This window comes from Oceanobacillus arenosus (assembly GCF_003369575.1).
GTDB lineage: Bacteria > Bacillota > Bacilli > Bacillales > Amphibacillaceae > Oceanobacillus > Oceanobacillus arenosus.
Window position 1 is genome coordinate 274965 of record NZ_PIOC01000014.1, and the last position, 21279, is coordinate 296243.

Here is a 21279-nt window from a genome sequence, read left to right on the forward strand (position 1 = left end):
TATACCATCTTCATTTAATTAATATATTCATCTCGATTTTTGAGATGCGCTTCATATGTTTCTGCATAATGTATTTCGCCTTCACTGTCATGTAAAAAATATAAATAATCCGATTCCGCAGGGTTTAGTGTTGCAATCAATGAACTCTCCGAGAAATTCGCAATGGGACCAATTGGCAGTGTGCTTATCTTATACGTATTATATGGTGAATCCACTTCTAAATCCTCATATAATACTCTTTCTTGATGCTTGCCAAGTGCATATAATACAGTTGGATCTGTTTGTAGTGGCATGTCAGTTTCTAATCGATTATAGAAGACACTAGAAATTTCACTTCGCTGTTCTTCACTGCTTGCTTCTTTTTCCACTAATGAAGCAAACGTAACAGCCTCATGAACGTTAAGCCCTTTTTCCTTAATGGTTTCCAAATATGGGGTAATAACAGCAAGCGACTGATCTAACATGGATTCAACAATCGATTCAATTGATGGCTCTTCTTCAAAGAACTCATAGGTCGAAGCATATAAATAGCCTTCTAAAGGTGTTCTAATCTCTTCATTTAATATGTCATCTGAAAGTATTGCCGAATATTTATCAATAAGCTGTTCGATATATGCCTTGTCATTAACTACAGCTAGAAAATCTGCTTTTTTAATGTTTAGCTTCTCAGCATAAATTCCAGCAATTTGATCAACCGTTAATCCTTCTGGAATCGTAATGCGATGTACTGGCTCAGCTACAACCTTCCCTGTCTTCAGTGATTCAATAATCTCATCCATGGTTAAAGCAGGAGTAAAAGTATATTCACCAGCCTGAAAATCGCCCTCATTATTCAATTTTAGGTAAAGACGGAAAAACAATCCATTTTTAATAATTCCATTTTCTTCAAGAATATCTGCAATTGTCGTACTTGAGGAACCAATTGGTATTTCCACTTTTATATTTTCATTACTAGTTGGGTCAACAGGCTCTAATGCAGATTTCACATAGAGAAATCCTAATATGCCTCCAATAGCAAGGATGATAATTAGAACAATCAATATCGTAAACACAATTTTTCTAACTGATCTTGCTTCATTACTACGTGCAACGAGATTGTCTCTAAAATTCCCACCGCTTTTTTTCTTGGACATGCAATATCCCCCTTTCATCCGACTCATTATACTAAAAAAAGACATGATAATCCATTAATTTAGTGATTTTATCGCTATTTATGGAAATAACGTGCAAAAGGAGTCAGCGTAAAGTAACAACCAGGATCGAAGACATCACACTAGTTTTAACATTTACTAACCAAAATATAAAAGCTGATGTCTAATTGACATCAGCTTTTACGTAAAATTGTGAAGCTTATTCCTCTTCTTCGTCCGCTAATGTTGCAAGCATTTCTTCCACAATGTCCCATTCCTCATCCGTCTCAATTGGGAATAATGCGAGATCATCGTCATCATTTCCGTTTTCTTCGTAACGAAATGCATATACTTCGACTTCTTCATCCTCCGATTGTTCTACTGGAACAACCGCAATATAGGATTGATTCGTTTCATCTACGTCAAAGGTAAACAGAACTTCGAATAGATGTTCCTCACCATTTTCGTCTGGCACGATAATTCTTTCTTTATCTTCAATTGGCATGTCTTTCACCCCTCTTATTTTCGATCTAAATAACCTTGCAGAATCATAACTGCAGCCATTTTATCGATTACTTTCTTTCGCTTCTTTCTACTCATATCTGCTTCTAGTAATACTCTTTCGGCAGCGACGGTTGTTAGTCTTTCATCCCATAAGTCTGTTGGGATATGAAAGATTTTTTCAATATGGACTGCATATCGTTGTGAAGCTTCACCACGTTCACCAATTGTACCATTCATATTTTTAGGAAGTCCAATTACAGCCTTCTCAATTTCGTATTCTTTTATTATCTTTCCCAATTCTTCATCAGCTGAATGAATGTCATTCTCATTCCACAGGATTGTTGTTTTTCCCTGTGCAGTCCAACCAAGTGCATCACTTACCGCAACACCAATGGTCTTGGAGCCTACATCTAATCCAATAATCTTCATTTAATCCGCCTTTTTTTGTTTTAAGTAAACTTTCACTAATTCCTCGATTACTTCGTCTCTTTCTACTTTTCGAATTAAATTTCTCGCATCCTTATGTCTCGGAATATATGCCGGATCGCCAGATAATAAATAGCCCACGATTTGATTAATCGGATTATATCCTTTTTCTTTTAATGCGTCATGAACAGTAAAAAGAATCTCCTTAATATCTTGATCGAATGGTTCCTCTGAAAAATTAAATTTCATCGTTTTATCAATTGAACTCATCTTGACACTCCGTTCTAAGGAATTAGCCCATCATTCGTCAAAATAATAGATACTATATTCCTTCATTAATTTCAAATAAAACCATAGTGGTTGACGAACTAGTAAATCCTACTGCATACATCTTACCATGTTTTTCAACAATATTATAATTTTTTTGCTAAAATAAGACAAATTTATTACTTATTGCTGATTTCGTTGACATATTCTTTAACAACATCAAGTGCTTCCATTATCTTCGCAGGATTCTTCCCACCAGCTTGTGCCATATCTGGACGGCCACCACCGCCACCACCACAAACAGTTGCAGCCTTTTTAATCAGATTCCCTGCATGATATCCTTGCTCAATTAAATCTTTAGACACACCTGCAGCAAGCTGTACTTTTCCGTTACTTTCAGCAGCTAATAAGATAATTCCTGTAGCAAATTTTTGTTTTATATCATCCACCATATTTCTTAGTTGATTCATGTCTTTCACATTTACTTTTTGTGCTAGCACCGGAACACCTTGTACCTCTTCCATTTGATCTAGAATAGAAGATGCTTCTAAATTCGCCAGTTTTGCACTTAAGGATTCATTTTCCTTTTGTAGTTCTTTTAGTTCATGCTCCTTACCTTCAATTCTTTCTGGAACATGATCTTCATTTGTCTTTAATAAATGTGCAGCAGTTTGTAGTACTGCCATTTTATTATTTACGAACTCATATGCATACTTGCTTGTTACAGCTTCAATTCTTCTCGTACCAGCACCGATTCCACTTTCCGATACAATTTTTAATAGGCCAATATCTGATGTCGTTTGTACATGGCACCCACCACATAATTCAAGACTGTAATCGCCCATTTTAACGAGACGAACAATATCACCATACTTCTCACCAAATAATGCCATTGCCCCCATTGCTTTTGCATCTTCAATCTTTTCTTCCGTAATGACAACTGGTAGTGCAGCCCAAATTTGTTCATTCACGATATGTTCAATCCGTTCTAGCTCCTCTTTTGTAATTGCACTGAAATGTGAGAAGTCAAAACGAAGGCGTTCTGGTGTTACTAATGAACCTGCTTGATTTACATGTGTACCAAGTACATCCTTCAATGCTTGATGCAATAAATGCGTACCCGAGTGATTCTTAATCACGGATGAACGGAATTCCGTATCAACCATTGCTTTTACGGTAGTTCCAACCTTTAGTTCACCATCTTTGACGATGACACGATGGATGTTCTGACCATTTGGAGACTTTTGTACGTCTTGAACATATGCGGATGCATTGTCAGTATAAATCCACCCATGGTCCGCAATTTGTCCACCACTTTCAGCATAGAAAGGGGTTTTATTTAAGAAAACATATACTTCTTCATCTTTCTTCGCTACTTCAACCGTTTCTTTGCCACTAATAAGAACTTCTATCTTCGTTTCAACTTCAAATTGGTCATAGCCGATAAATTCGCTATCTACTTGCAGGTCACCTAAAATACTGTCCTGAACCTGCATGGAATCCACTTTTTGGCGTGCATTTCTTGCGCGTTCTCTTTGTTGTTCCATTTCCATGTTATAGCCAGCTTCATCAATTGTAAATCCTTGCTGTTCGACGTATTCAGCTGTTAATTCTTTCGGGAAACCGTACGTATCATATAAACGGAACACTTCTTTCCCTGGGAATACAGTTTTTCCCTCTGCTTTTTCTTTTTCAATAACAGTTGTTAGAATTTCTAATCCATCATTTAGGGTTTCATGGAAGCGTTCTTCTTCTACTTTAATAATATTTTTAATGAAATCCTTTTGTTTCGTTACCTGTGGGTAAAATTCTTGCATGATTTCCCCTACCGTATCAACTAATTCAAACATAAACGGCTTTTCAATGCCAATTTCCTTCGCGAAACGAATTGCTCGGCGAAGTAGTCTTCTAAGCACATATCCCCTGCCTTCATTTGATGGAATTGCACCATCACCGATTGCAAAGCTTACCGTGCGGATATGGTCAGCAATTACTTTAAATGCTGTATCGTTTTCTGCTGCCTTGCCATATTTCACATTAGCCAATTCCTCTGTTTTCTTTATGATTGGCATAAATAGATCTGTTTCAAAGTTCGTAGGGACATCTTGAATGATGGATACGATTCGTTCAAGTCCCATTCCAGTATCAATATTTTTCTTAGGAAGTGGTGTGTACGTATCATCAGGATTATGATTAAACTGAGAAAATACGAGATTCCAAATTTCTAAGTAACGATTATTTTCCCCGCCCGGATATAATTCCGGATCATTCGGGTCATTCCCGTATTTTTCACCACGATCATAGAAAATCTCCGTATTTGGTCCACTTGGCCCTTCCCCAATATCCCAGAAGTTTTCTTCTAAGCGAATGATTCGCTCCTTCGGTAATTTAATCTCTTCTAACCAAATATTATATGCCTCATCATCTTCAGGATGTACCGTAACCGATAGTAAATCCGCATTAAGATCAAGCCATTTTTCACCTGTTAAAAATTCCCATGCCCATTCAATCGCTTCCTGTTTGAAATAATCGCCAATCGAGAAATTTCCGAGCATTTCAAAGAAAGTATGGTGTCTTGCCGTATAGCCAACATTTTCAATATCATTTGTTCGTATTGACTTTTGTGCATTGACAATTCTCGGATTTTCCGGAATTACGCGTCCATCAAAGTATTTCTTTAATGTCGCTACACCACTATTGATCCACAGCAATGTTGGATCATCCTTTGGCACAAGTGATGCACTTGGTTCTTGGCGATGACCCTTTTCCTTAAAGAAATCAATAAATAGTTGTCTTACTTCAGCTGAATTTAATTGTTTCATTTGATATCCTCCTGTTTTAACATAATAAATAAAAAAATCCCCTCTCTGCATATACGCAGGGACGAGATTTGTTCGCGGTACCACCCTAATTATGAATAATTATTCGACATTATTCATCACTTTATCATTGTAACGGTATGAAACCGACGGGGATTAACCGTACTCCAGTTTAGCTTTCCAAGTCTCTTATTTAGGATTTCTTGCAGCCAAATGGAAATCCCTCTCTTGAAATAGAGGATCATGTACTTATCACTATCAACGTTATATAAATATTTAAGTAAGATAGAATTGTTTCTTACAGTATAAAAAATAATTGTCGCTATGTCAATGGTCCACCGCGAAAGCCCCATAGATGTTTCACGATTACTTTCATGATGGTCAGAATTGGTACAGCGAGAATCATACCGATTACGCCGAATAATTGTGAGCCAACTAATAAAGCAAGAATAATTGCTACCGGGTGAATCGCAATGCTCTTCCCTACAATATAGGGTGATAAAAGATTTCCTTCAATCGTTTGGATTACAAATACCGAAATAATTACAAACAGAACCATGCTTCCAGAGGTTGTCGCTGCAATCGCAACAGCAGGAATCGCGCCAATAATCGGTCCAAAATATGGTATTAGATTGGTTATTCCTAAGATTACTGCGAGTAACAACGCATATTCGATATGTAATAATTTAAATATAATGAGTGCTATAATCGTAATAATTAGGCAAATTAGAAGTTGCCCACGAATATAGCTTCCTAAGTTTTCATCGATTGCATGTACCATTTTACTTACCTGTACTCGATATTTATTGGGAATAAACCGTTTAAAGTACCCTTTCATCTTGTCATAATCCTTTAAAAAGTAGAAAACAAGTACAGGGATTACGGTGATGACAATAACCATATCGAATATCTTTGTAAACCCACCAACCAATTTATTTAACACACTGTCCAATGAATTCTCCATCCGATAAATAAGTTGATCCATCTTATCATGAACTGTTTCTGGAAGAAAGGATGTATACTCATACACATTTAGAATCATCCTTTCATACAAATCGATAATCTTCGGAAAATTATCAGCCAAATCGCGTACTTGTAACACTATCATTGGATAGACTCGATAAATAAGATAGGCAATCCCACCAAAAAACAAGACATAAATTAATAATATCGCAATCCCCTTATGAATATTATAGCTGTGGATCTTTTTTATAATCGGATATAAGAGATATGCGATCAGTATGGCAATTAAGAATGGAATGGATAATTTCCATAGAAAGGAAAAAAAACTACTATAGAAAGGGAAGGATTTCACAAGTAAGTAAATAAATAAAATGAATAATATACCAGTAATGATCCAGTAGAGAAAGTTTAATCGCTTATTTCCAGGAAACATGAATAACCCTCCTTTTCTCACGTTCTAAAAATAAAAAAGGAGGCTTATTATAGTTTCCGTTGCTCTTCAGTAAATAAATCGTTTAGCGAGCTTAGACTTCCATCTGCTTCAATCTGATGTAAGGTCAGCTCATTATTTAAGATTGTCATCTCTACAAAACATGTCCAACAATAATAATTTTGCGAACCAATTTTGCCAATATCCTTGCCATTACAATTCGGGCAGCGCATAATCATCATAACACCTCATTTTTAGAAAGCTTGGTTGCATTTATGCAGAACGATATTATGAAAACTATCTAATCTGCTAAAATACATTACGATGTTATGCTTACCCGAATTTCAATATTTTATACATTCCTTACATAAAGTCATAAGGGGAAATCTCATCTTCTTCACTATTATCTGCTAATGGTAGCGAGGTTTCTTCTAATCTTCCTGCTAGTTGCTCCTGTAATGACGTATAACGATTATTCGTATCAATTGTTTGAATTCCTTTAAAAAAAGCTTGCATTTCTCCGCAAATAATCAACGATTCTTTACTTCTAGTAATTGCGGTATAGAGTAAATTCTTCCTGAGCATGCGATAATAGGCAGACACAACTGGAAGCACGACAATCGGAAATTCACTCCCCTGCGATTTATGTATGGAGATACAATATGCATGCATGAAATTATCATAGTCTTTTCGAACATACACAACTTCACGATCATCAAATGCAATGACGAGCTGTTCAACATTTTCCTTATTCTCATCCTCTTTAAATATCGCAACAACCTCACCAATATCCCCATTGTAGACCCCGTCTTCTGGCTGATTGACAAGCTGGATGACTTTGTCACCGACACGGTAAATGAGATCATTCACCTTTACTTCCCGCTTCGTTTTGGTTTTTGGATTGATTAATTGTTGTAGCTCCTTGTTAATCATCGTTATCCCAGCCCGCGAGCGATACATTGGTGCGAGCACTTGAATGTCTCTTAGATCGATTCCCTTTTCCTTAGCCTTCTTAAATATGATTGTGACTACATCAAGCATTTGGTATTCATTACAAGAAATAAAGCTGAAATCTTTATCATTTTGTAATGAATCAACTGTACATGTATCATTTTTGATTTCATGTGCCAATTGAATAATTTTTGATCCTTCTTTTTGCCGGTATACTTCATTCAAACTAACAAGCGGGATATGTCCACTTTTCAATAAATCTGCGAGCACCTGGCCAGGCCCTACGGATGGAAGCTGGTCTTCGTCACCGACAAGCAATACTTGCATATCATCTGGGATAGCTTTAAAGAGATTATTTGCCAGCCAAATGTCGACCATCGAAAACTCATCGATAATTAGGAACTTACCGTCAAGCTGTTCATGCTCATCCTTATCAAATCCATTAGCACCATTCCAACCAAGTAATCGATGGATTGTTTGCGCTGGTAATCCTGTTGATTCATTTAATCGTTTTGCCGCACGACCTGTAGGTGCGGCTAAAACAAACGGAAAATCAGACTTATTTACATAATCTTTCTTATCCAAGGAAACATCATGGATGGCACCATATGCCTTTAATATCCCCTTAATTACGGTCGTTTTCCCTGTACCAGGTCCACCAGTTAAAATCATCACTTTAGAATGCAATGCCTTATCAATCGCCGCAAACTGCTGTTTCCCATAGCTCAATACTTCTGATTCTTCGATTTCACCAGTTATCTTCAGTAAATCGGCTAAAGGGGTTTCTACTTCAATTTGTTTTTCGATTACTCGTTTCAAGTGGGAAGCAAAACCATCCTCCGCATAATAAAGGGATGGCAAATAAACATTTCCATTCTGGACGATAACTTTCTTTTCCGTATTTAATTCATCGAGTCTATCAGCAATCATTTCTGCAGTTAATTCATCCCTGGTTGATAGTAGTGAAAGCACCTGAGATACGCAGTAATCTAATGGCAAATACACATGTCCATCATTAATACTCCGCTGCAGGACATAAATACATCCAGCACCAATTCGATTTGGATGTGTTAAGGAGAGACCATTAAGCTTGGCAATTTCGTCTGCTGTTTGGAATCCAAGTCCTTCAATATCAAAGACGAATTGATATGGATCTGCTTTTAGCTTTTCAATGGTCTCATCTTTATACTGCTGGTAAATTTTTTGTGCCAATTTCAGCCCAATATTATATTTTGATAGCTGTACAACAACATGTTCAAACCCCTGGTTCTCTTGTAAGCTCTTCACTAATTGCTCTGTCGTTTCCTTCTTTATTCCAGGTATATCAGCAAGACAATCGGGATTATTAAGAATTTTTGAGACTGCATTCTCTCCTAAATAATCCACAATCCGGCTAGCCGTTCGTTTCCCAATTCCATAAAACAAATCACTAGAGAGATATGCAATAAGACCGTCCTTTGTATCTGGAATAAAAGTTTGATAGGAATTCACTCGGTATTGCAGACCAAATCTTGCATGCCTTTCAAAATCTCCGTAGAAGTAGTAGGTTGTTTGTTCTTGTAGATTGGAGAAATAGCCTTTTGCAATAACCTCTTTTTCATTAAACTCCTCATTGGTTTCCTTTACTTTAATCTTCACGATTGAAAAATGCTCCGATTCATTATGGAAAATCGTATGAAGGAGTTCTCCTTTAATATAGCCCTGTACTTCTTCTGATTGTTGGTCTTTCTCCATCTATAACAACCTCACTATCTTACCTATCTTTATCTTTCAACAGTTCTTCAATATTGTGCTTGCCATTCGCTGCTAATAAATGGTCTGGTTGGATACGTAATGCCTCATTGAAATGGGCTAATGCCCCGTCGATATTCTCATCGTATATTGATATTATCCCTAGATTATAATGTGCATCACTATGCTCTGGATTTATTCCAATCACATTTTCAAACGTTGCTTTCGCCTCTTCAAGATGGTTTGCTTGCGCAAGCGAAAGGCCATAAAGAAAAAGGATCTCTTCATCATCTGGCGAAAGTTCTGCCGCTCTTAATAAATATGGAATTGATAGCTTAAATTGTTCTTGGTTTTGTAAGCATAATCCAAGCATATAGTATACGTCACTTTCCTCAAGCCCTAATTCCATCGCTTTCTGAAAATTCTGTTGTGCAGGTTGAAAAAGTGATTGTTCAAAGTATACATTGCCTAAGCCATAATATGCGGTTGCAGCACTGGCATCCAGTTCAATTGCCTTATTAAAAAACCTAGTTGCATGTTCAAAATCTTTCATATGCATTAATAGATTTCCGAAATTAATATAACCTACTGGATCGTTTGGACTTTCTTCAATTACCTCATTGAATAGCGATGCAGCTTCTTCAAACTTTCCTTCTTGCATGTACATGATGCCCTGTGTGTTCTTATCCATTGTAACGCTCCTTATAAGGAAATCCAAAAAGTCCGATAAAAATGACACATCGATGTTTCTAGTTGGCTTTCTTTTCCGTTCCTTGGAAAAGAAAGCAGCTTTTCCTGCGTGCTAGATCGTTTGCTCACGTATTAATTGCATACGATCCGCTACTTAAAGCTACGCCGCCTCGAACTTCTCGGTCCTTTTTATCCTTCTTTTTGAACAAATATTATTAGCCAACATATTGAAGTTTATTTTCTTGCTTGATGATTTCATCAATTGTGGCCCCACCTAAACAAACATCACCATCGTAAAATACAACTGCTTGCCCTGGAGTAATTGCTCGTTCTGGGTTTACAAAATCAACCCTTACTCTACCGCCATCAAGTAGTGTAACTTTTACATCACTATCCTTTTGACGGTAACGGAACTTAGCAGTACATGAGAAACTTTCTTTAATTGCTGCTTCATTAATCCAGTTAATGTCTGTTGCAATTAAGGCATTGGAGTATAAATAATCATTCGAGTAACCTTGTTCAACATAAAGAATATTTTCCTTTAAATTCTTGCCAACAACGAACCATGGATCCCCTTCGCCACCGATGCCAAGTCCTTGACGTTGACCAATCGTATAGTACATTAACCCATCATGCTTTCCTTTAACAATACCATCCAAGGTTTGCATTTCTCCTGGTTGTGCAGGTAAATATTCGCTTAAAAATTGCTTGAAATTACGTTCACCGATAAAGCATATTCCGGTAGAATCTTTCTTCGTCGCCGTTACGAGTCCAGCTTCTTTCGCAATTTCACGTACCTTTGTTTTTGGCATATGTCCTAATGGAAACATTACTTTGCTAAGCACATCTTCCGATAATTGATTTAAGAAATACGTTTGGTCTTTATTATCATCTACTCCACGTAGCATTTGTGTATGTCCATCAACTTCTCTTACTTGCGCATAATGTCCTGTTGCAAGGTAATCTGCGCCAAGTGATAATGCATGATCTAGAAATGCTTTGAATTTAATTTCTTTATTACACATTACATCCGGATTTGGTGTTCTACCAGCTTTGTATTCAGCTAAAAAGTAAGTAAACACCTTATCCCAATATTCCTTCTCGAAGTTAACTGAATAATACGGAATATCGAGTTGATTACATACTCGAACAACATCATCAAAATCCTCTGTTGCAGTACAAACTCCAAATTCATCGGTATCATCCCAGTTTTTCATAAAAATTCCAACAACATCATAGCCTTGTTCTTTAAGTAGCAATGCGGCTACCGATGAGTCGACACCACCACTCATTCCTACAACAACGCGGATATCTTTATTATCTTTCATTATTTTCACTTTCCTTTTATATTAATCTTTTAATGATCTTCGCAACTCTTTCTGCTGCTTCCATCACATTTTCCGTTGTATTAAATATCCCAAAACTAAAACGAATTGAATTGGTTGTACATGGATTATTCTCACCAAACATCGCGGTTAATACGTGGGAAGGTTCGACACTTCCAGCCGTACATGCACTGCCGCTTGAAGCTGCAATCCCATCGAGATCGAAGTTCGTCAGCATTTGTTCCACATTTGCACCAGGAAAGCTAATATTTACAATCGAAGCAATTTGTTCTGAGCGTTCTCCATTTACTTGATATTCCACACCATGATTCGTTAATTCATCTAAAAATAATTGCTTATAATGTTGATACGTCTTAACACGCTCAGCTCTATGCTCCATTGCCAGCTCCACTGCTTTTTGAAAACCAACAACACTTACAATATTTTCTGTTCCAGCACGACGCTTCCGCTCTTGTTCTCCACCAAACTGCAAAGGATTCATTTTAACATGTTCCTCAGCATATAAAAAGCCAATTCCTTTTGGCCCATTAATTTTATGAGAAGATACTGAAAGCAGATCAATATGCATTGCTTTTACATCGATATCAATTAACCCATATGCCTGCACTGCATCTGTATGGAAATATGCTTGATGATCTTTCAGCAGCTCACCAATTGCTTTAATAGGCTGAATGACGCCCGTCTCATTATTGACATACATGATCGATACAAGAATCGTTTCATCGCTCAATGCCGCTTGTAAATCATTTACATCTACTTTGCCGTTCACATCAACTGGTAAATACGTGACATCAAATCCTTGTTTTCCTAGAAATTCTGCTGTGTGTAGTACTGCATGATGTTCCTGAACAGTCGTAATAATATGATTTCCTTTATGACGGTTTGCTAGTGCCGTACCAATTAACGCAAGATTATCTGCTTCTGTTCCACCACTTGTATAAATAATTTCCTTCTCATTTGCATGTATACTCTTTGCCATGACACGTCTTGCGGCATCAAGGTGTTGCCTTGCTTTTCGACCGAATGAATGGACACTTGACGGGTTGCCAAAGGTGTCCTTATATACCGGAAGCATCGCATCTATGACTTCATTACTCATTGGCGTTGTTGCTGCATGATCCAAATAAATTGGTTCCATTTCTAATTTTCCTTTCAATTATGAATCGTATTATTTAATAGGCTGTAAATTTATTGTTTATTCCTTATTCAAGTAATGCTTGTTTGATGTAATGTGCGGACTTGTGACAATTTTAAATTCAGATCTAGACAGTAATTGCTATTCACACGTGAGTTTGATTTTTTCACTTCAATCAATATTGTTTGTCAGTGGCAAGGCACTCTCTTATATATGACTCCTCCAACCCCAGCGGAAGAAATACACGTAGACTTCTGCTCCCCTAAGGTGCGCAAAGTGTATTTCTGGAGCGGTAAGCCTGTGAGCAAATCATCATTCTAAGTTAGTCCGCAGGTTATATAAAAAAAGACGACTTGTTCATTACTGGCCTAAATATAAAACATATAAGCGTCTTGTGGTTCGTCGCTGTCGTGATTTGCGAGTGTCTCCAGTGTTGTATTGTCCAATACGTTTTTAATTGCGTCACGGATTTTTATCCATAATGCTTGTTGTGCTGGTTTTTCGTCTTCAATTCCTTCAACGATTGTTATCGGTCCCTCGAGCACTCGGATAATATCGCCAGCAGTAATTTCCTTCACTTCTTTTGCTAACACATAGCCGCCATACGCTCCGCGGATACTCTTGATTAATCCAGCATTTCGCAGTGGAGAAGCAAGCTGCTCTAAATAATGCTCGGATAAATCATTTTCTTTTGCAATTGCTTTTAATGACATTGGACCTTCCCCATGATTTTTTGCTAATTCAATCATGATTGTTAATCCATAACGTCCTTTAGTAGATATCTTCATTAAGTACACCTCTATTTTACGACACAACAAATATGCATCGAGCCTTTTCATTTTTAATATTAAATATTATAGCATGAATTGCATGCTTCTTGCATTTAAGCAGATTTGGAATTAAGCTTAAATGTAACATTATATATAAAGGACGATAAAAATGAAACTAAAACCACTCGCATTTCGAATGAGGCCTACCCATATTACAGAAATCATCGGACAAGAACATCTTGTTGGCGAAGGAAAAATATTAAATCGCATGGTACAGGCAGAACAACTTGCGTCGATGATCCTGTTTGGTCCTCCTGGCACAGGGAAAACATCAATGGCAACCGCATTAGCAAAAAGCTTAGGGTTACGAGTAAAAATGCTGAACGCCGTGACAGATAAGAAAAAGGATATGGAAATTGTCGTTGAAGAAGCAAAAATGATGGGGAATATCGTACTGATCTTAGATGAAGTACATCGTTTAGATAAAGCAAAACAAGACTTCCTCCTTCCCCATTTAGAAAATGACTTGATCACCTTAATTGGATGTACAACTAGTAATCCATATCATTCGATAAACCCTGCCATTCGAAGTCGTTGTCATTTATTCGAGTTACATGCGTTAACACCAGAAAATGTGAAGACCGCTTTAGTTAGAGCCATTAACGATGAAGGAAATGGCTATGGCAAACAGGAGATTATCATTTCAGAAGAAGCATTGGATCACTTCTCCAGTACGGCAAATGGAGATATGCGCTCAGCATTAAATGGCTTAGAATTAGCTGTTTCATCTACACCCAAAAATCAGGATAATCAAGTTGTTATTGAGTTAGAAACAGCGGAAGAATGTATGCAGAAGAAAAGCTTTTCCCATGACAAAAACGGTGATGCGCATTATGATGTCTTATCCGCATTCCAGAAATCAATCCGTGGGAGCGATGTCGACGCTGCACTCCACTATTTAGGAAGATTGATTGAAGCTGGAGATTTAGATAGTATTGGTCGAAGAATGGTCGTAATCGCCTATGAGGATATTGGACTTGCAAATCCACAAGCGGGGCCACGAGCATTAGCGGCAATTCAGGCGGCGGAAAGGATTGGTTTTCCAGAGGCAAGAATTCCGCTTAGTGTAGCGATTATTGAATTATGTCTTTCACCAAAATCAAATACAGCATACAAGGCGCTTGATGCTGCCTTGGCAGATATTCGTAGTGGCAAAGGTGGTGAAATACCAGCACATCTAAAAGACTCCCATTATCAGGGGGCTAGTAGTCTTGGACGTGGAGTTGGATATAAATACCCGCATGATTATGAGGGTGGATGGGTTCAGCAGCAATATTTACCCGACTCTATAAAAAACAAACACTATTATAATCCTAAAAACTCAGGAAAATTTGAACAAGCTATCAAACAAGTGTATGAAAAAATTAATAAAGATAAAGCCAACCATGTATAAAACTATTCCAAGCGGTAACAATACTAGTAGAGATTCTACAAATTAGGTTTTCCACCTTGATAAAATAGAGGCAATTCTTGATAGATGTGAATAGTAGTTTACCTATGATTCGTGATTCAAGAGATATGGAGGACCAATGTGATGCTGCGACGGAAAAGGAGTTGAATGGATTGGTTAAAGTTAGACAAGATGCATGGTCACATGAGGATGACCTATTATTAGCGGAAACAGTTTTACGCCATATTCGCGAAGGTAGTACCCAATTAAATGCATTCGAGGAAGTTGGCGACAAATTAAATCGTACTTCGGCTGCTTGTGGGTTTCGCTGGAATGCTGAGGTAAGAATGAAGTATGATAGTGCAATTGATTTAGCGAAAAGACAACGAAAAGAAAAGAAACGAGCCATTGCAAAGCAAGCACAAAAACCACGGAATCCGGTTATTTCACTTCCACCTAGTTATGAGGAATATATCGAGCCGCAAGAACAAAGTACATTAATTATTGAGGAAGCAGCACCAACAATCACGATGGATATGGTGATTCAATATTTACATGAAATAAAGAAAGACTATTATGCTTCTAATCAATCAAAAGTATCACTGGAAAGCGCCCATAAGGAAAATACATTATTAAGGGAAGAAATTAGCAAGCTAGAAAAACAATTATCACAAACAGAAACGCAACTTGCTACGATTCAAGAGGATTATCAAGCATTCATTCAAATCATGGACCGCGCAAGAAAAATGACGGTACTTGATGACCATGGAACAATGAAAGCACCAACATTCCGCATGGATAAAAACGGCAATTTACAGCAACTGGCACAGGGCTCAAATTAAGAACGGAACTTGAATCTAGTAGAATGTGATGCTATGCCAAAAATAATACCCAGTCCTGGAGCTGGAAGAGGCTATTCTCGGTAATTAAGTTATCCACAACGTCCAAATTTTTAGTTGCACTTATGTAGTGAGAAAGTTTTTATACTCTCTTATCTACCCAAAAAAAAAACTGACTAGATTTAGTCAGTTTTTTTGCTCTATGTATTGCTTTATCCCGATTATGCCGTCTATTTTGAGTTTTGATCCCGCTTTTAGCAGGTGGGTGCTATGTTTTATGTGTATTATACTTCCCCATTCACGCTTGGGGCATGTATGCACCATAAAAACGATATTAGTAAGCTCCCAAGTAAACTGTTGTTCGGTCAAAATACGTTTAATAAACAAACACATCAGGATTAAGCAACATGTATTAATTTGTAAATTTATTTTAACATATGATGATCGTTTTTTCAATATTTACAAATATATATTTTTGAGAAAATTTCCTTCCTATAACAATTGAAGCATTTAATCATTTTTCTTTGCTAATTGAATCGAAAGTTCTTCTAGTTGTGCATTACTAACTTCACTCGGTGCATTTGTTAATAAATCAGATGCAGAAGCTGTTTTAGGGAATAGAATCGTATCACGTAAATTTGTTCTACCAGCAAGTAACATAATCATTCTATCTAATCCGAGTGCTACTCCCCCGTGTGGCGGCGCACCGAACTCCAATGCTTCTAACAGGAAGCCAAATTGTTCTTTTGCTTCCTCTTCTGCGAACCCTAATACTTTAAACATTTGATCCTGCTGTTCCTTCTTATGATTACGGATTGATCCTCCACCTAATTCATATCCGTTTAACACGAGATCATACGCGTTTGCACGGACACTACCTGGGTCAGTTTCTAATTTATCCATATCTCCTTCAGCAGGTGATGTAAATGGATGATGCGCTGCAAAATATCTACCTAGCTCCTCATCATATTCTAGTAACGGCCAGTCCGTAACCCAAAGGAAATTGAATTTCGATTCGTCGATTAAGTTTAATTGCTTCCCAAGCTTTAAGCGAAGTGCTCCTAAACTATCATATACAACCGCATTTTTGTCGGCTACAAATAATAATAAATCACCATCCGCAGCATCTGCACGTGAAACAAGTCCTTGTTTTTCTTCGTCGGTGATGAATTTTGCAATCGGTCCTTTTAATTCGTCGCCTTCAACCTTCAACCATGCAAGTCCTTTGGCATTGTAAACTTTAACAAAATCGGTTAGCTTGTCAATGTCTTTACGAGAGAAGTTCGCTGCCTCTCCCAACACATTCAATAATGCAACCTTGCCACCAGATTCAATTGCACTTTGGAAAACTTTAAACGTTGAATTCTCCAAAATATCGGAAACATGGATTAGTTCTAGTCCAAATCTCGTATCCGGTTTATCGGATCCAAAGCGATCCATTGCTTCATCATAAGGCATTCTTGGAAGTGGCAATTCAATATCAAGCTGTTTAACTTCTTTGACAACCTGTTGCATCATTCTTTCGGTCATTTCCATAATTTCATCACTTGTCATAAATGATGTTTCAATATCGATTTGTGTAAATTCTGGCTGACGGTCTGCACGTAAGTCCTCATCACGGAAACAACGGGCAATTTGGTAATACTTCTCAAAACCACTCATCATAATTAACTGCTTAAATAATTGTGGTGATTGTGGTAATGCATAGAACTCACCCGGATGTACTCGGCTCGGTACTAAATAATCCCTTGCACCCTCTGGTGTACTCTTTGTTAAGATTGGTGTTTCCATTTCTAAAAATCCTTCATCATCTAAAAATTTATGGATTGCTTGGGTTGTCCGATGACGAAGCTTAAATGTTTCTTGTAGTGGTGCTCTACGTAAATCCAAATATCGATACTTAAGTCGCAAATCCTCTGATACATCTGTTTCGTCTTGAATTGCAAATGGCGGTGTTTTTGACTTATTTAAAACAGCAATTGATGTAGCCATTACTTCAATCTTCCCTGTTGCCATTAGTGGATTTACGGTTGACGCATTACGAGCAACAATGACACCATGGATTTCAACGACATATTCAGAGCGGATTGTTTCTGCAATTTCTAAAGCAGCTTTCGAATTATCTGGATTAAAGACAATTTGTACAAGTCCAGATTTATCGCGAAGATCAATAAAAATTAATCCACCTAAATCACGACGTTTTTGTACCCAACCTTTCAGTAAAACTTCTTGATCAATATTTGTTTCTGTAAGAGTTCCTGCTAAAATTCTTTTACTCACGCTTCGTTTCCTCCCTGAAGTTTTACTTGTATTGTTTCTACTAATTGTGTTAAAGGCACTTCCACTTGCTCGCCATTATCCATTTGTTTCAACATTACGACTTGCTTGCTAAGCTCTTCTTCACCTAAAATGAGTACAAGCTTTGCCTTATAGCGGTCTGCAGCTTTAAATTGACCCTTCATTTTGCGATCTTGATAATCTTTATCAGCTTGAATTCCATTTGCACGTAATTCATGGACAATCCTAACTGCTTCTTTTGCAGTATCTTCGCCAACTGCAACAAGGAAGCAATCGAGTCTATCCTCGATTGGAATCTCAATATTCTCGGCTTCCAGCGCCATTAGCAAACGCTCAATCCCCATACCAAAGCCAATTCCAGGTGTATTTGGTCCACCCAACTCTTCAATTAGCCCGTTATAGCGCCCACCACCAGCAAGGGTTGTGATTGCCCCGAATCCTTCTGCCTCACTCATGATTTCAAATGCGGTGTGATTGTAATAATCAAGTCCACGAACTAAATTTGGATCAACGACATATTCAATCCCCATTGCAGTAAGATAATCCTTCACCTTTGTAAAATATGCTACCGATTCTTCATTTAAATAATCTAAAATCGATGGAGCGGTTTTCATTGCCGGATGATCCTTGTCCTTCTTACAATCCAATATACGTAAAGGATTTTGTGTTAATCTCAACTGGCAATCGGCACATAATTCTTCTTTATGTGGAGAGAAATGTTCAACTAAAGCTTGACGATGTGCATCTCGACTTTCTTTATCTCCTAATGAGTTAATGACAAGCTTCAATGACTTTAATCCAAGTGCCCGATAACTTGTCATCGCTAAGTCAATCACTTCTGCATCGATTGCTGGATCTGCACTCCCTAATACTTCAACACCAAATTGATTTAACTGACGCATTCTTCCTTTTTGTGGACGTTCATAACGAAACATCTGTGCAAAATAGTATAATTTTACGGGTTGGTTTGGTTCACCGAATAACTTATTTTCAACATATGCTCTAGAAACAGCTGCTGTTCCTTCTGGTCTAAGTGTTAAACTTCTCCCACCACGATCCTCGAAGGTATACATTTCCTTTTGAACAATATCCGTTGAATCACCAACACCACGTTGGAATACTTCTGTATGTTCAAATAATGGTGTGCGAATTTCTTCAAAGTGGAATGTTTCACAAATACTTTTTATTTTTGATTCGACATATTGCCATTTCTTCGCATCTTTTGGTAACGTGTCAACTGTACCCCTTGGCGCTTTTAAACTCATGCCTAATACCTCCCAAATCTCGCTTCAATTTTCATTAGATAAGAAAACACAAAAAACCCCCATCCCTAAAAAAGGGACGAGAGTTCACCCGCGTTGCCACCCTAGTTGATACTAAAATAGTATCCGCTCTTCACAGTTAACGCCTGCAAAACGTTTATACCTACTACAATTCGATATAAATCCTAAGGATCGTCATTCATTAGGCCATCTATGCATAGTTGCTCTCAGCTATCGCATCTACTCTCTTTGCATCTGGGTTCTAATTACTTTTTCCCTCAACGGTTTATTGTATTTACATTAAATGTTAATTCACTATTACTTTAGTCTAATAACTCGATTGTATTTATAGTAATCTCAACGGCTTGGAAAGTCAAGTTCGATTTATTTTTTTCTTCAATCTTTTCACTTCACCGCTTGAAATCCCCAATTCCTCGGCTATTTCAAAATAATTCGTTTGATCTGAAAGCTCCATGGATTGATCGGGGTTTACACCGAATATATCCTTACTACTCGTTGAATTCCAATGTTTATCCTGTAAGCGCACAATTTCCCCTCCTTTTAGTCCTAGCTTCTACCTCTAGCTTTGCCTAAAAAGAGAATCTTTATTATACTGGTGATAATGTTTTATTCTAGATTGGTGGGAGGATTTTTTTTGAAGCTTAAAAGCTATTTCACTTTATTGCTTGGTGTCATCATGATTTCTATGCTGTTCTCACATGATGTACAAGCAGAGGAAGCGTTAATTAATGAAGATAACTTAAATATTCGCAGTGGACCAGGTAAAGAATATGAATCGATTGGTAAAGCAAATGCTGGTGAAACATATCCTATTGTTCAAGAGCAAAATGACTGGGTAGAAATTCAATTACAAACTGGAACAGGCTGGGTTACATCAGAGTATATTACGATAGATGGTGCTACTGCAGAAACAAAGACAGCGAGCAAAGTCGACAAAATCGTGATTCAGCATGGTAATACACCATTGCGTGATGGTCCATCAACATCGTATGATATCGTACATTTAGCTGAAAAAGATACCGAATATGATGTTATTTCCGAATCAAATGGCTGGTATGAGGTGAAGCGTGATGATCAATCTGGATATATATTCAAGCAATTACTTAATAAAAAAGAAGCTTCTGGAGATCTGAGCTTCCGTAATAAAACAATTGTAATCGATGCCGGTCATGGTGGACACGATGTCGGAGCAATTGGTGCAACTGGAACCTATGAGAAGAATTTCACATATTTTACAGCTCAGGAGCTCCAAAAGGAACTTAAATCACTCGGCGCGAATGTATTAATGACGCGAGCTGACGATGACTTTATTTCCCTTGCAAGTCGTTCAAGCTATGCAAATTACGAAGATACGGATGCCTTTGTTAGTCTTCATTATAATAGCTTCCCTGAACAGCCCACCGTGTCAGGAGTAGAAACTTATTATTATTACGACCAATATAAAGATCTTGCAAGCTACATTCAACAAGGGATTATTAATGCAACAGAAAACGAGGATCGTGGCACAAGCCAAGGTAACTTCTATGTGATTAGACAAACCCTTAAACCTGCAGTATTGGTCGAACTAGGGTTTATCTCCAACGATGAGAAAGAAGCGCAACTACAGACTACCGTTTATCAAAGAAAACTAGTAGCAGGTATTGTTGAAGGATTAGGAAAATACTTTTCTATGCAATAAGGAATCCAGTTTTCATCATCCAAGCTAGTTAGCAATTTAGCTTAATTGCAACATACAATAAAAATAGGAATAAGATGGCATATTGCTACCATCTCATTCCTATTTTACTTTTCCTTACTATCAATAATCAATGTCACTGGTCCGACATTTGTAAATTGGACATCCATCATTGCTCCAAATCTACCTGTTTCCACTTCGATACCTGATTCTCGCACCATCGTATTAAACGTTTCATATAATTCCTTCGCATAATCAGGCTTCGCAGCCTGCATAAAATTAGGTCTTCTTCCTTTTCGTGTATCGCCGTACAACGTAAACTGAGAGATAGACAAAATACTTCCACCAACATCAAGTAAGGAATGATTCATTTTTTCATTTTCATCTTCAAAAATACGTAAGTGGATGATTTTATTCACTAAGTAAGTGACATCCTCCACCGTATCTTCATGGGTTACACCGAGAAGAACAACGAATCCATCGTTAATTTCACCAATGATTTCTCCGTCCACTGTAACACTGGCATCTCTTGCTCGTTGAATAACAGCTTTCATTTCATATAACTCCTTATT

19 protein-coding genes, 1 other RNA gene and 2 other annotated features are annotated in these 21279 nt (G+C 37.5%); of the genes, 3 read left to right on the plus strand and 17 right to left on the minus strand.

The features are described from left to right. Positions 1-14: 14 nt before the first annotated feature. From mltG to cymR, 12 genes are all read right to left on the minus strand, one after another. Positions 15-1133 carry an endolytic transglycosylase MltG gene (gene mltG / locus CWR48_RS09550; RefSeq protein WP_115773002.1) on the minus strand — a complete coding sequence of 373 codons (1119 nt, stop codon included), beginning with the start codon at positions 1131-1133 and terminating at the stop codon, positions 15-17. 217 nt (positions 1134-1350) lie between these two features. Then, complete coding sequence (locus CWR48_RS09555; protein WP_115773003.1) at positions 1351-1635, minus strand: DUF1292 domain-containing protein; 285 nt, start codon at positions 1633-1635, stop codon at positions 1351-1353. 14 nt (positions 1636-1649) lie between these two features. Continuing rightward, positions 1650-2063 carry a Holliday junction resolvase RuvX gene (gene ruvX, locus CWR48_RS09560; protein WP_115773004.1) on the minus strand — a complete coding sequence of 138 codons (414 nt, stop codon included), beginning with the start codon at positions 2061-2063 and terminating at the stop codon, positions 1650-1652. Continuing rightward, entirely contained in the window at positions 2064-2330 is a 267-nt protein-coding gene (locus CWR48_RS09565; protein ID WP_115773005.1) for an IreB family regulatory phosphoprotein, read from the minus strand. 176 nt (positions 2331-2506) lie between these two features. Then, positions 2507-5149 (minus strand): alanine--tRNA ligase, encoded by a 2643-nt coding sequence (alaS, locus tag CWR48_RS09570; protein ID WP_115773006.1) that lies wholly within the window; start codon positions 5147-5149, stop codon positions 2507-2509. A gap of 54 nt (positions 5150-5203) precedes the next feature. After that, positions 5204-5417, minus strand: a binding site (T-box leader). Between the two features lie 51 nt (positions 5418-5468). Then, positions 5469-6542 carry an AI-2E family transporter gene (locus CWR48_RS09575; protein ID WP_115773007.1) on the minus strand — a complete coding sequence of 358 codons (1074 nt, stop codon included), beginning with the start codon at positions 6540-6542 and terminating at the stop codon, positions 5469-5471. A gap of 47 nt (positions 6543-6589) precedes the next feature. Further along, positions 6590-6772 carry a hypothetical protein gene (locus tag CWR48_RS09580; protein WP_211316730.1) on the minus strand — a complete coding sequence of 61 codons (183 nt, stop codon included), beginning with the start codon at positions 6770-6772 and terminating at the stop codon, positions 6590-6592. A gap of 130 nt (positions 6773-6902) precedes the next feature. Continuing rightward, entirely contained in the window at positions 6903-9224 is a 2322-nt protein-coding gene (recD2, locus tag CWR48_RS09585) for an SF1B family DNA helicase RecD2 (protein WP_115773008.1), read from the minus strand. Positions 9225-9243: 19 nt separating this feature from the next. Further along, the gene (locus CWR48_RS09590; RefSeq protein WP_115773009.1) at positions 9244-9912 is read right to left on the minus strand and encodes a tetratricopeptide repeat protein; all 669 of its coding nucleotides are present in this window, start codon (positions 9910-9912) and stop codon (positions 9244-9246) included. Between the two features lie 214 nt (positions 9913-10126). Beyond that, positions 10127-11239, minus strand: coding sequence for a tRNA 2-thiouridine(34) synthase MnmA (gene mnmA / locus CWR48_RS09595; protein WP_115773010.1), 1113 nt, complete (start codon positions 11237-11239; stop codon positions 10127-10129). A 16-nt stretch (positions 11240-11255) separates the two neighbouring features. Then, positions 11256-12395 (minus strand): cysteine desulfurase family protein, encoded by a 1140-nt coding sequence (locus CWR48_RS09600; protein ID WP_115773011.1) that lies wholly within the window; start codon positions 12393-12395, stop codon positions 11256-11258. A 365-nt stretch (positions 12396-12760) separates the two neighbouring features. Further along, entirely contained in the window at positions 12761-13180 is a 420-nt protein-coding gene (gene cymR, locus CWR48_RS09605) for a cysteine metabolism transcriptional regulator CymR (RefSeq protein WP_115773012.1), read from the minus strand. 151 nt (positions 13181-13331) lie between these two features. On the opposite strand from cymR, the gene CWR48_RS09610 reads away from it, so the two are divergent. Together CWR48_RS09610 and CWR48_RS09615 are read left to right on the plus strand one after the other, a co-directional pair. Then, positions 13332-14615, plus strand: a complete 1284-nt coding sequence (locus CWR48_RS09610) for a replication-associated recombination protein A (RefSeq protein WP_115773013.1) — start codon at positions 13332-13334, stop codon at positions 14613-14615. A 170-nt stretch (positions 14616-14785) separates the two neighbouring features. Then, entirely contained in the window at positions 14786-15454 is a 669-nt protein-coding gene (locus CWR48_RS09615) for an RsfA family transcriptional regulator (protein WP_115773077.1), read from the plus strand. A 207-nt stretch (positions 15455-15661) separates the two neighbouring features. Here the strand turns inward: CWR48_RS09615 and ssrS are convergent. The 4 genes from ssrS to CWR48_RS20410 form a co-directional block, all read right to left on the minus strand. Next, positions 15662-15853: non-coding RNA, 6S RNA (ssrS, locus tag CWR48_RS09620), on the minus strand. Positions 15854-15961: 108 nt separating this feature from the next. Further along, positions 15962-17731 (minus strand): aspartate--tRNA ligase, encoded by a 1770-nt coding sequence (aspS, locus tag CWR48_RS09625; protein WP_115773014.1) that lies wholly within the window; start codon positions 17729-17731, stop codon positions 15962-15964. Further along, on the minus strand, positions 17728-19014 hold the full coding sequence (gene hisS, locus CWR48_RS09630) for a histidine--tRNA ligase (protein ID WP_115773015.1): 1287 nt from the start codon (positions 19012-19014) through the stop codon (positions 17728-17730). The genes aspS and hisS overlap by 4 nt, the downstream gene beginning before the upstream one ends. Positions 19015-19083: 69 nt before the next feature. Then, positions 19084-19302 (minus strand) — a binding site (T-box leader). Positions 19303-19384: 82 nt separating this feature from the next. Continuing rightward, positions 19385-19558 (minus strand): hypothetical protein, encoded by a 174-nt coding sequence (locus CWR48_RS20410; protein ID WP_170140732.1) that lies wholly within the window; start codon positions 19556-19558, stop codon positions 19385-19387. Positions 19559-19666: 108 nt separating this feature from the next. On the opposite strand from CWR48_RS20410, the gene CWR48_RS09635 reads away from it, so the two are divergent. Further along, the gene (locus tag CWR48_RS09635; RefSeq protein ID WP_170140733.1) at positions 19667-20710 is read left to right on the plus strand and encodes an N-acetylmuramoyl-L-alanine amidase family protein; all 1044 of its coding nucleotides are present in this window, start codon (positions 19667-19669) and stop codon (positions 20708-20710) included. Between the two features lie 104 nt (positions 20711-20814). On the opposite strand, the gene dtd is transcribed toward CWR48_RS09635, so the two are convergent. Further along, positions 20815-21261 carry a D-aminoacyl-tRNA deacylase gene (gene dtd / locus CWR48_RS09640; protein ID WP_115773017.1) on the minus strand — a complete coding sequence of 149 codons (447 nt, stop codon included), beginning with the start codon at positions 21259-21261 and terminating at the stop codon, positions 20815-20817. Between the last annotated feature and the right edge of the window lie 18 nt (positions 21262-21279).

Excerpts from the sequence above, each read along its gene's own strand:
- mltG (WP_115773002.1), bottom strand. The coding sequence starts at position 1,133 with ATGTCCAAGAAAAAAAGCGGTGGGAATTTTAGAGACAATCTCGTTGCA.
- CWR48_RS09555 (WP_115773003.1), bottom strand. The coding sequence starts at position 1,635 with ATGCCAATTGAAGATAAAGAAAGAATTATCGTGCCAGACGAAAATGGT.
- ruvX (WP_115773004.1), bottom strand. The coding sequence starts at position 2,063 with ATGAAGATTATTGGATTAGATGTAGGCTCCAAGACCATTGGTGTTGCG.
- CWR48_RS09565 (WP_115773005.1), bottom strand. The coding sequence starts at position 2,330 with ATGAGTTCAATTGATAAAACGATGAAATTTAATTTTTCAGAGGAACCA.
- alaS (WP_115773006.1), bottom strand. The coding sequence starts at position 5,149 with ATGAAACAATTAAATTCAGCTGAAGTAAGACAACTATTTATTGATTTC.
- CWR48_RS09575 (WP_115773007.1), bottom strand. The coding sequence starts at position 6,542 with ATGTTTCCTGGAAATAAGCGATTAAACTTTCTCTACTGGATCATTACT.
- CWR48_RS09580 (WP_211316730.1), bottom strand. The coding sequence starts at position 6,772 with ATGCGCTGCCCGAATTGTAATGGCAAGGATATTGGCAAAATTGGTTCG.
- recD2 (WP_115773008.1), bottom strand. The coding sequence starts at position 9,224 with ATGGAGAAAGACCAACAATCAGAAGAAGTACAGGGCTATATTAAAGGA.
- CWR48_RS09590 (WP_115773009.1), bottom strand. The coding sequence starts at position 9,912 with ATGGATAAGAACACACAGGGCATCATGTACATGCAAGAAGGAAAGTTT.
- mnmA (WP_115773010.1), bottom strand. The coding sequence starts at position 11,239 with ATGAAAGATAATAAAGATATCCGCGTTGTTGTAGGAATGAGTGGTGGT.
- CWR48_RS09600 (WP_115773011.1), bottom strand. The coding sequence starts at position 12,395 with ATGGAACCAATTTATTTGGATCATGCAGCAACAACGCCAATGAGTAAT.
- cymR (WP_115773012.1), bottom strand. The coding sequence starts at position 13,180 with ATGAAGATATCTACTAAAGGACGTTATGGATTAACAATCATGATTGAA.
- CWR48_RS09610 (WP_115773013.1), top strand. The coding sequence starts at position 13,332 with ATGAAACTAAAACCACTCGCATTTCGAATGAGGCCTACCCATATTACA.
- hisS (WP_115773015.1), bottom strand. The coding sequence starts at position 19,014 with ATGAGTTTAAAAGCGCCAAGGGGTACAGTTGACACGTTACCAAAAGAT.
- dtd (WP_115773017.1), bottom strand. The coding sequence starts at position 21,261 with ATGAAAGCTGTTATTCAACGAGCAAGAGATGCCAGTGTTACAGTGGAC.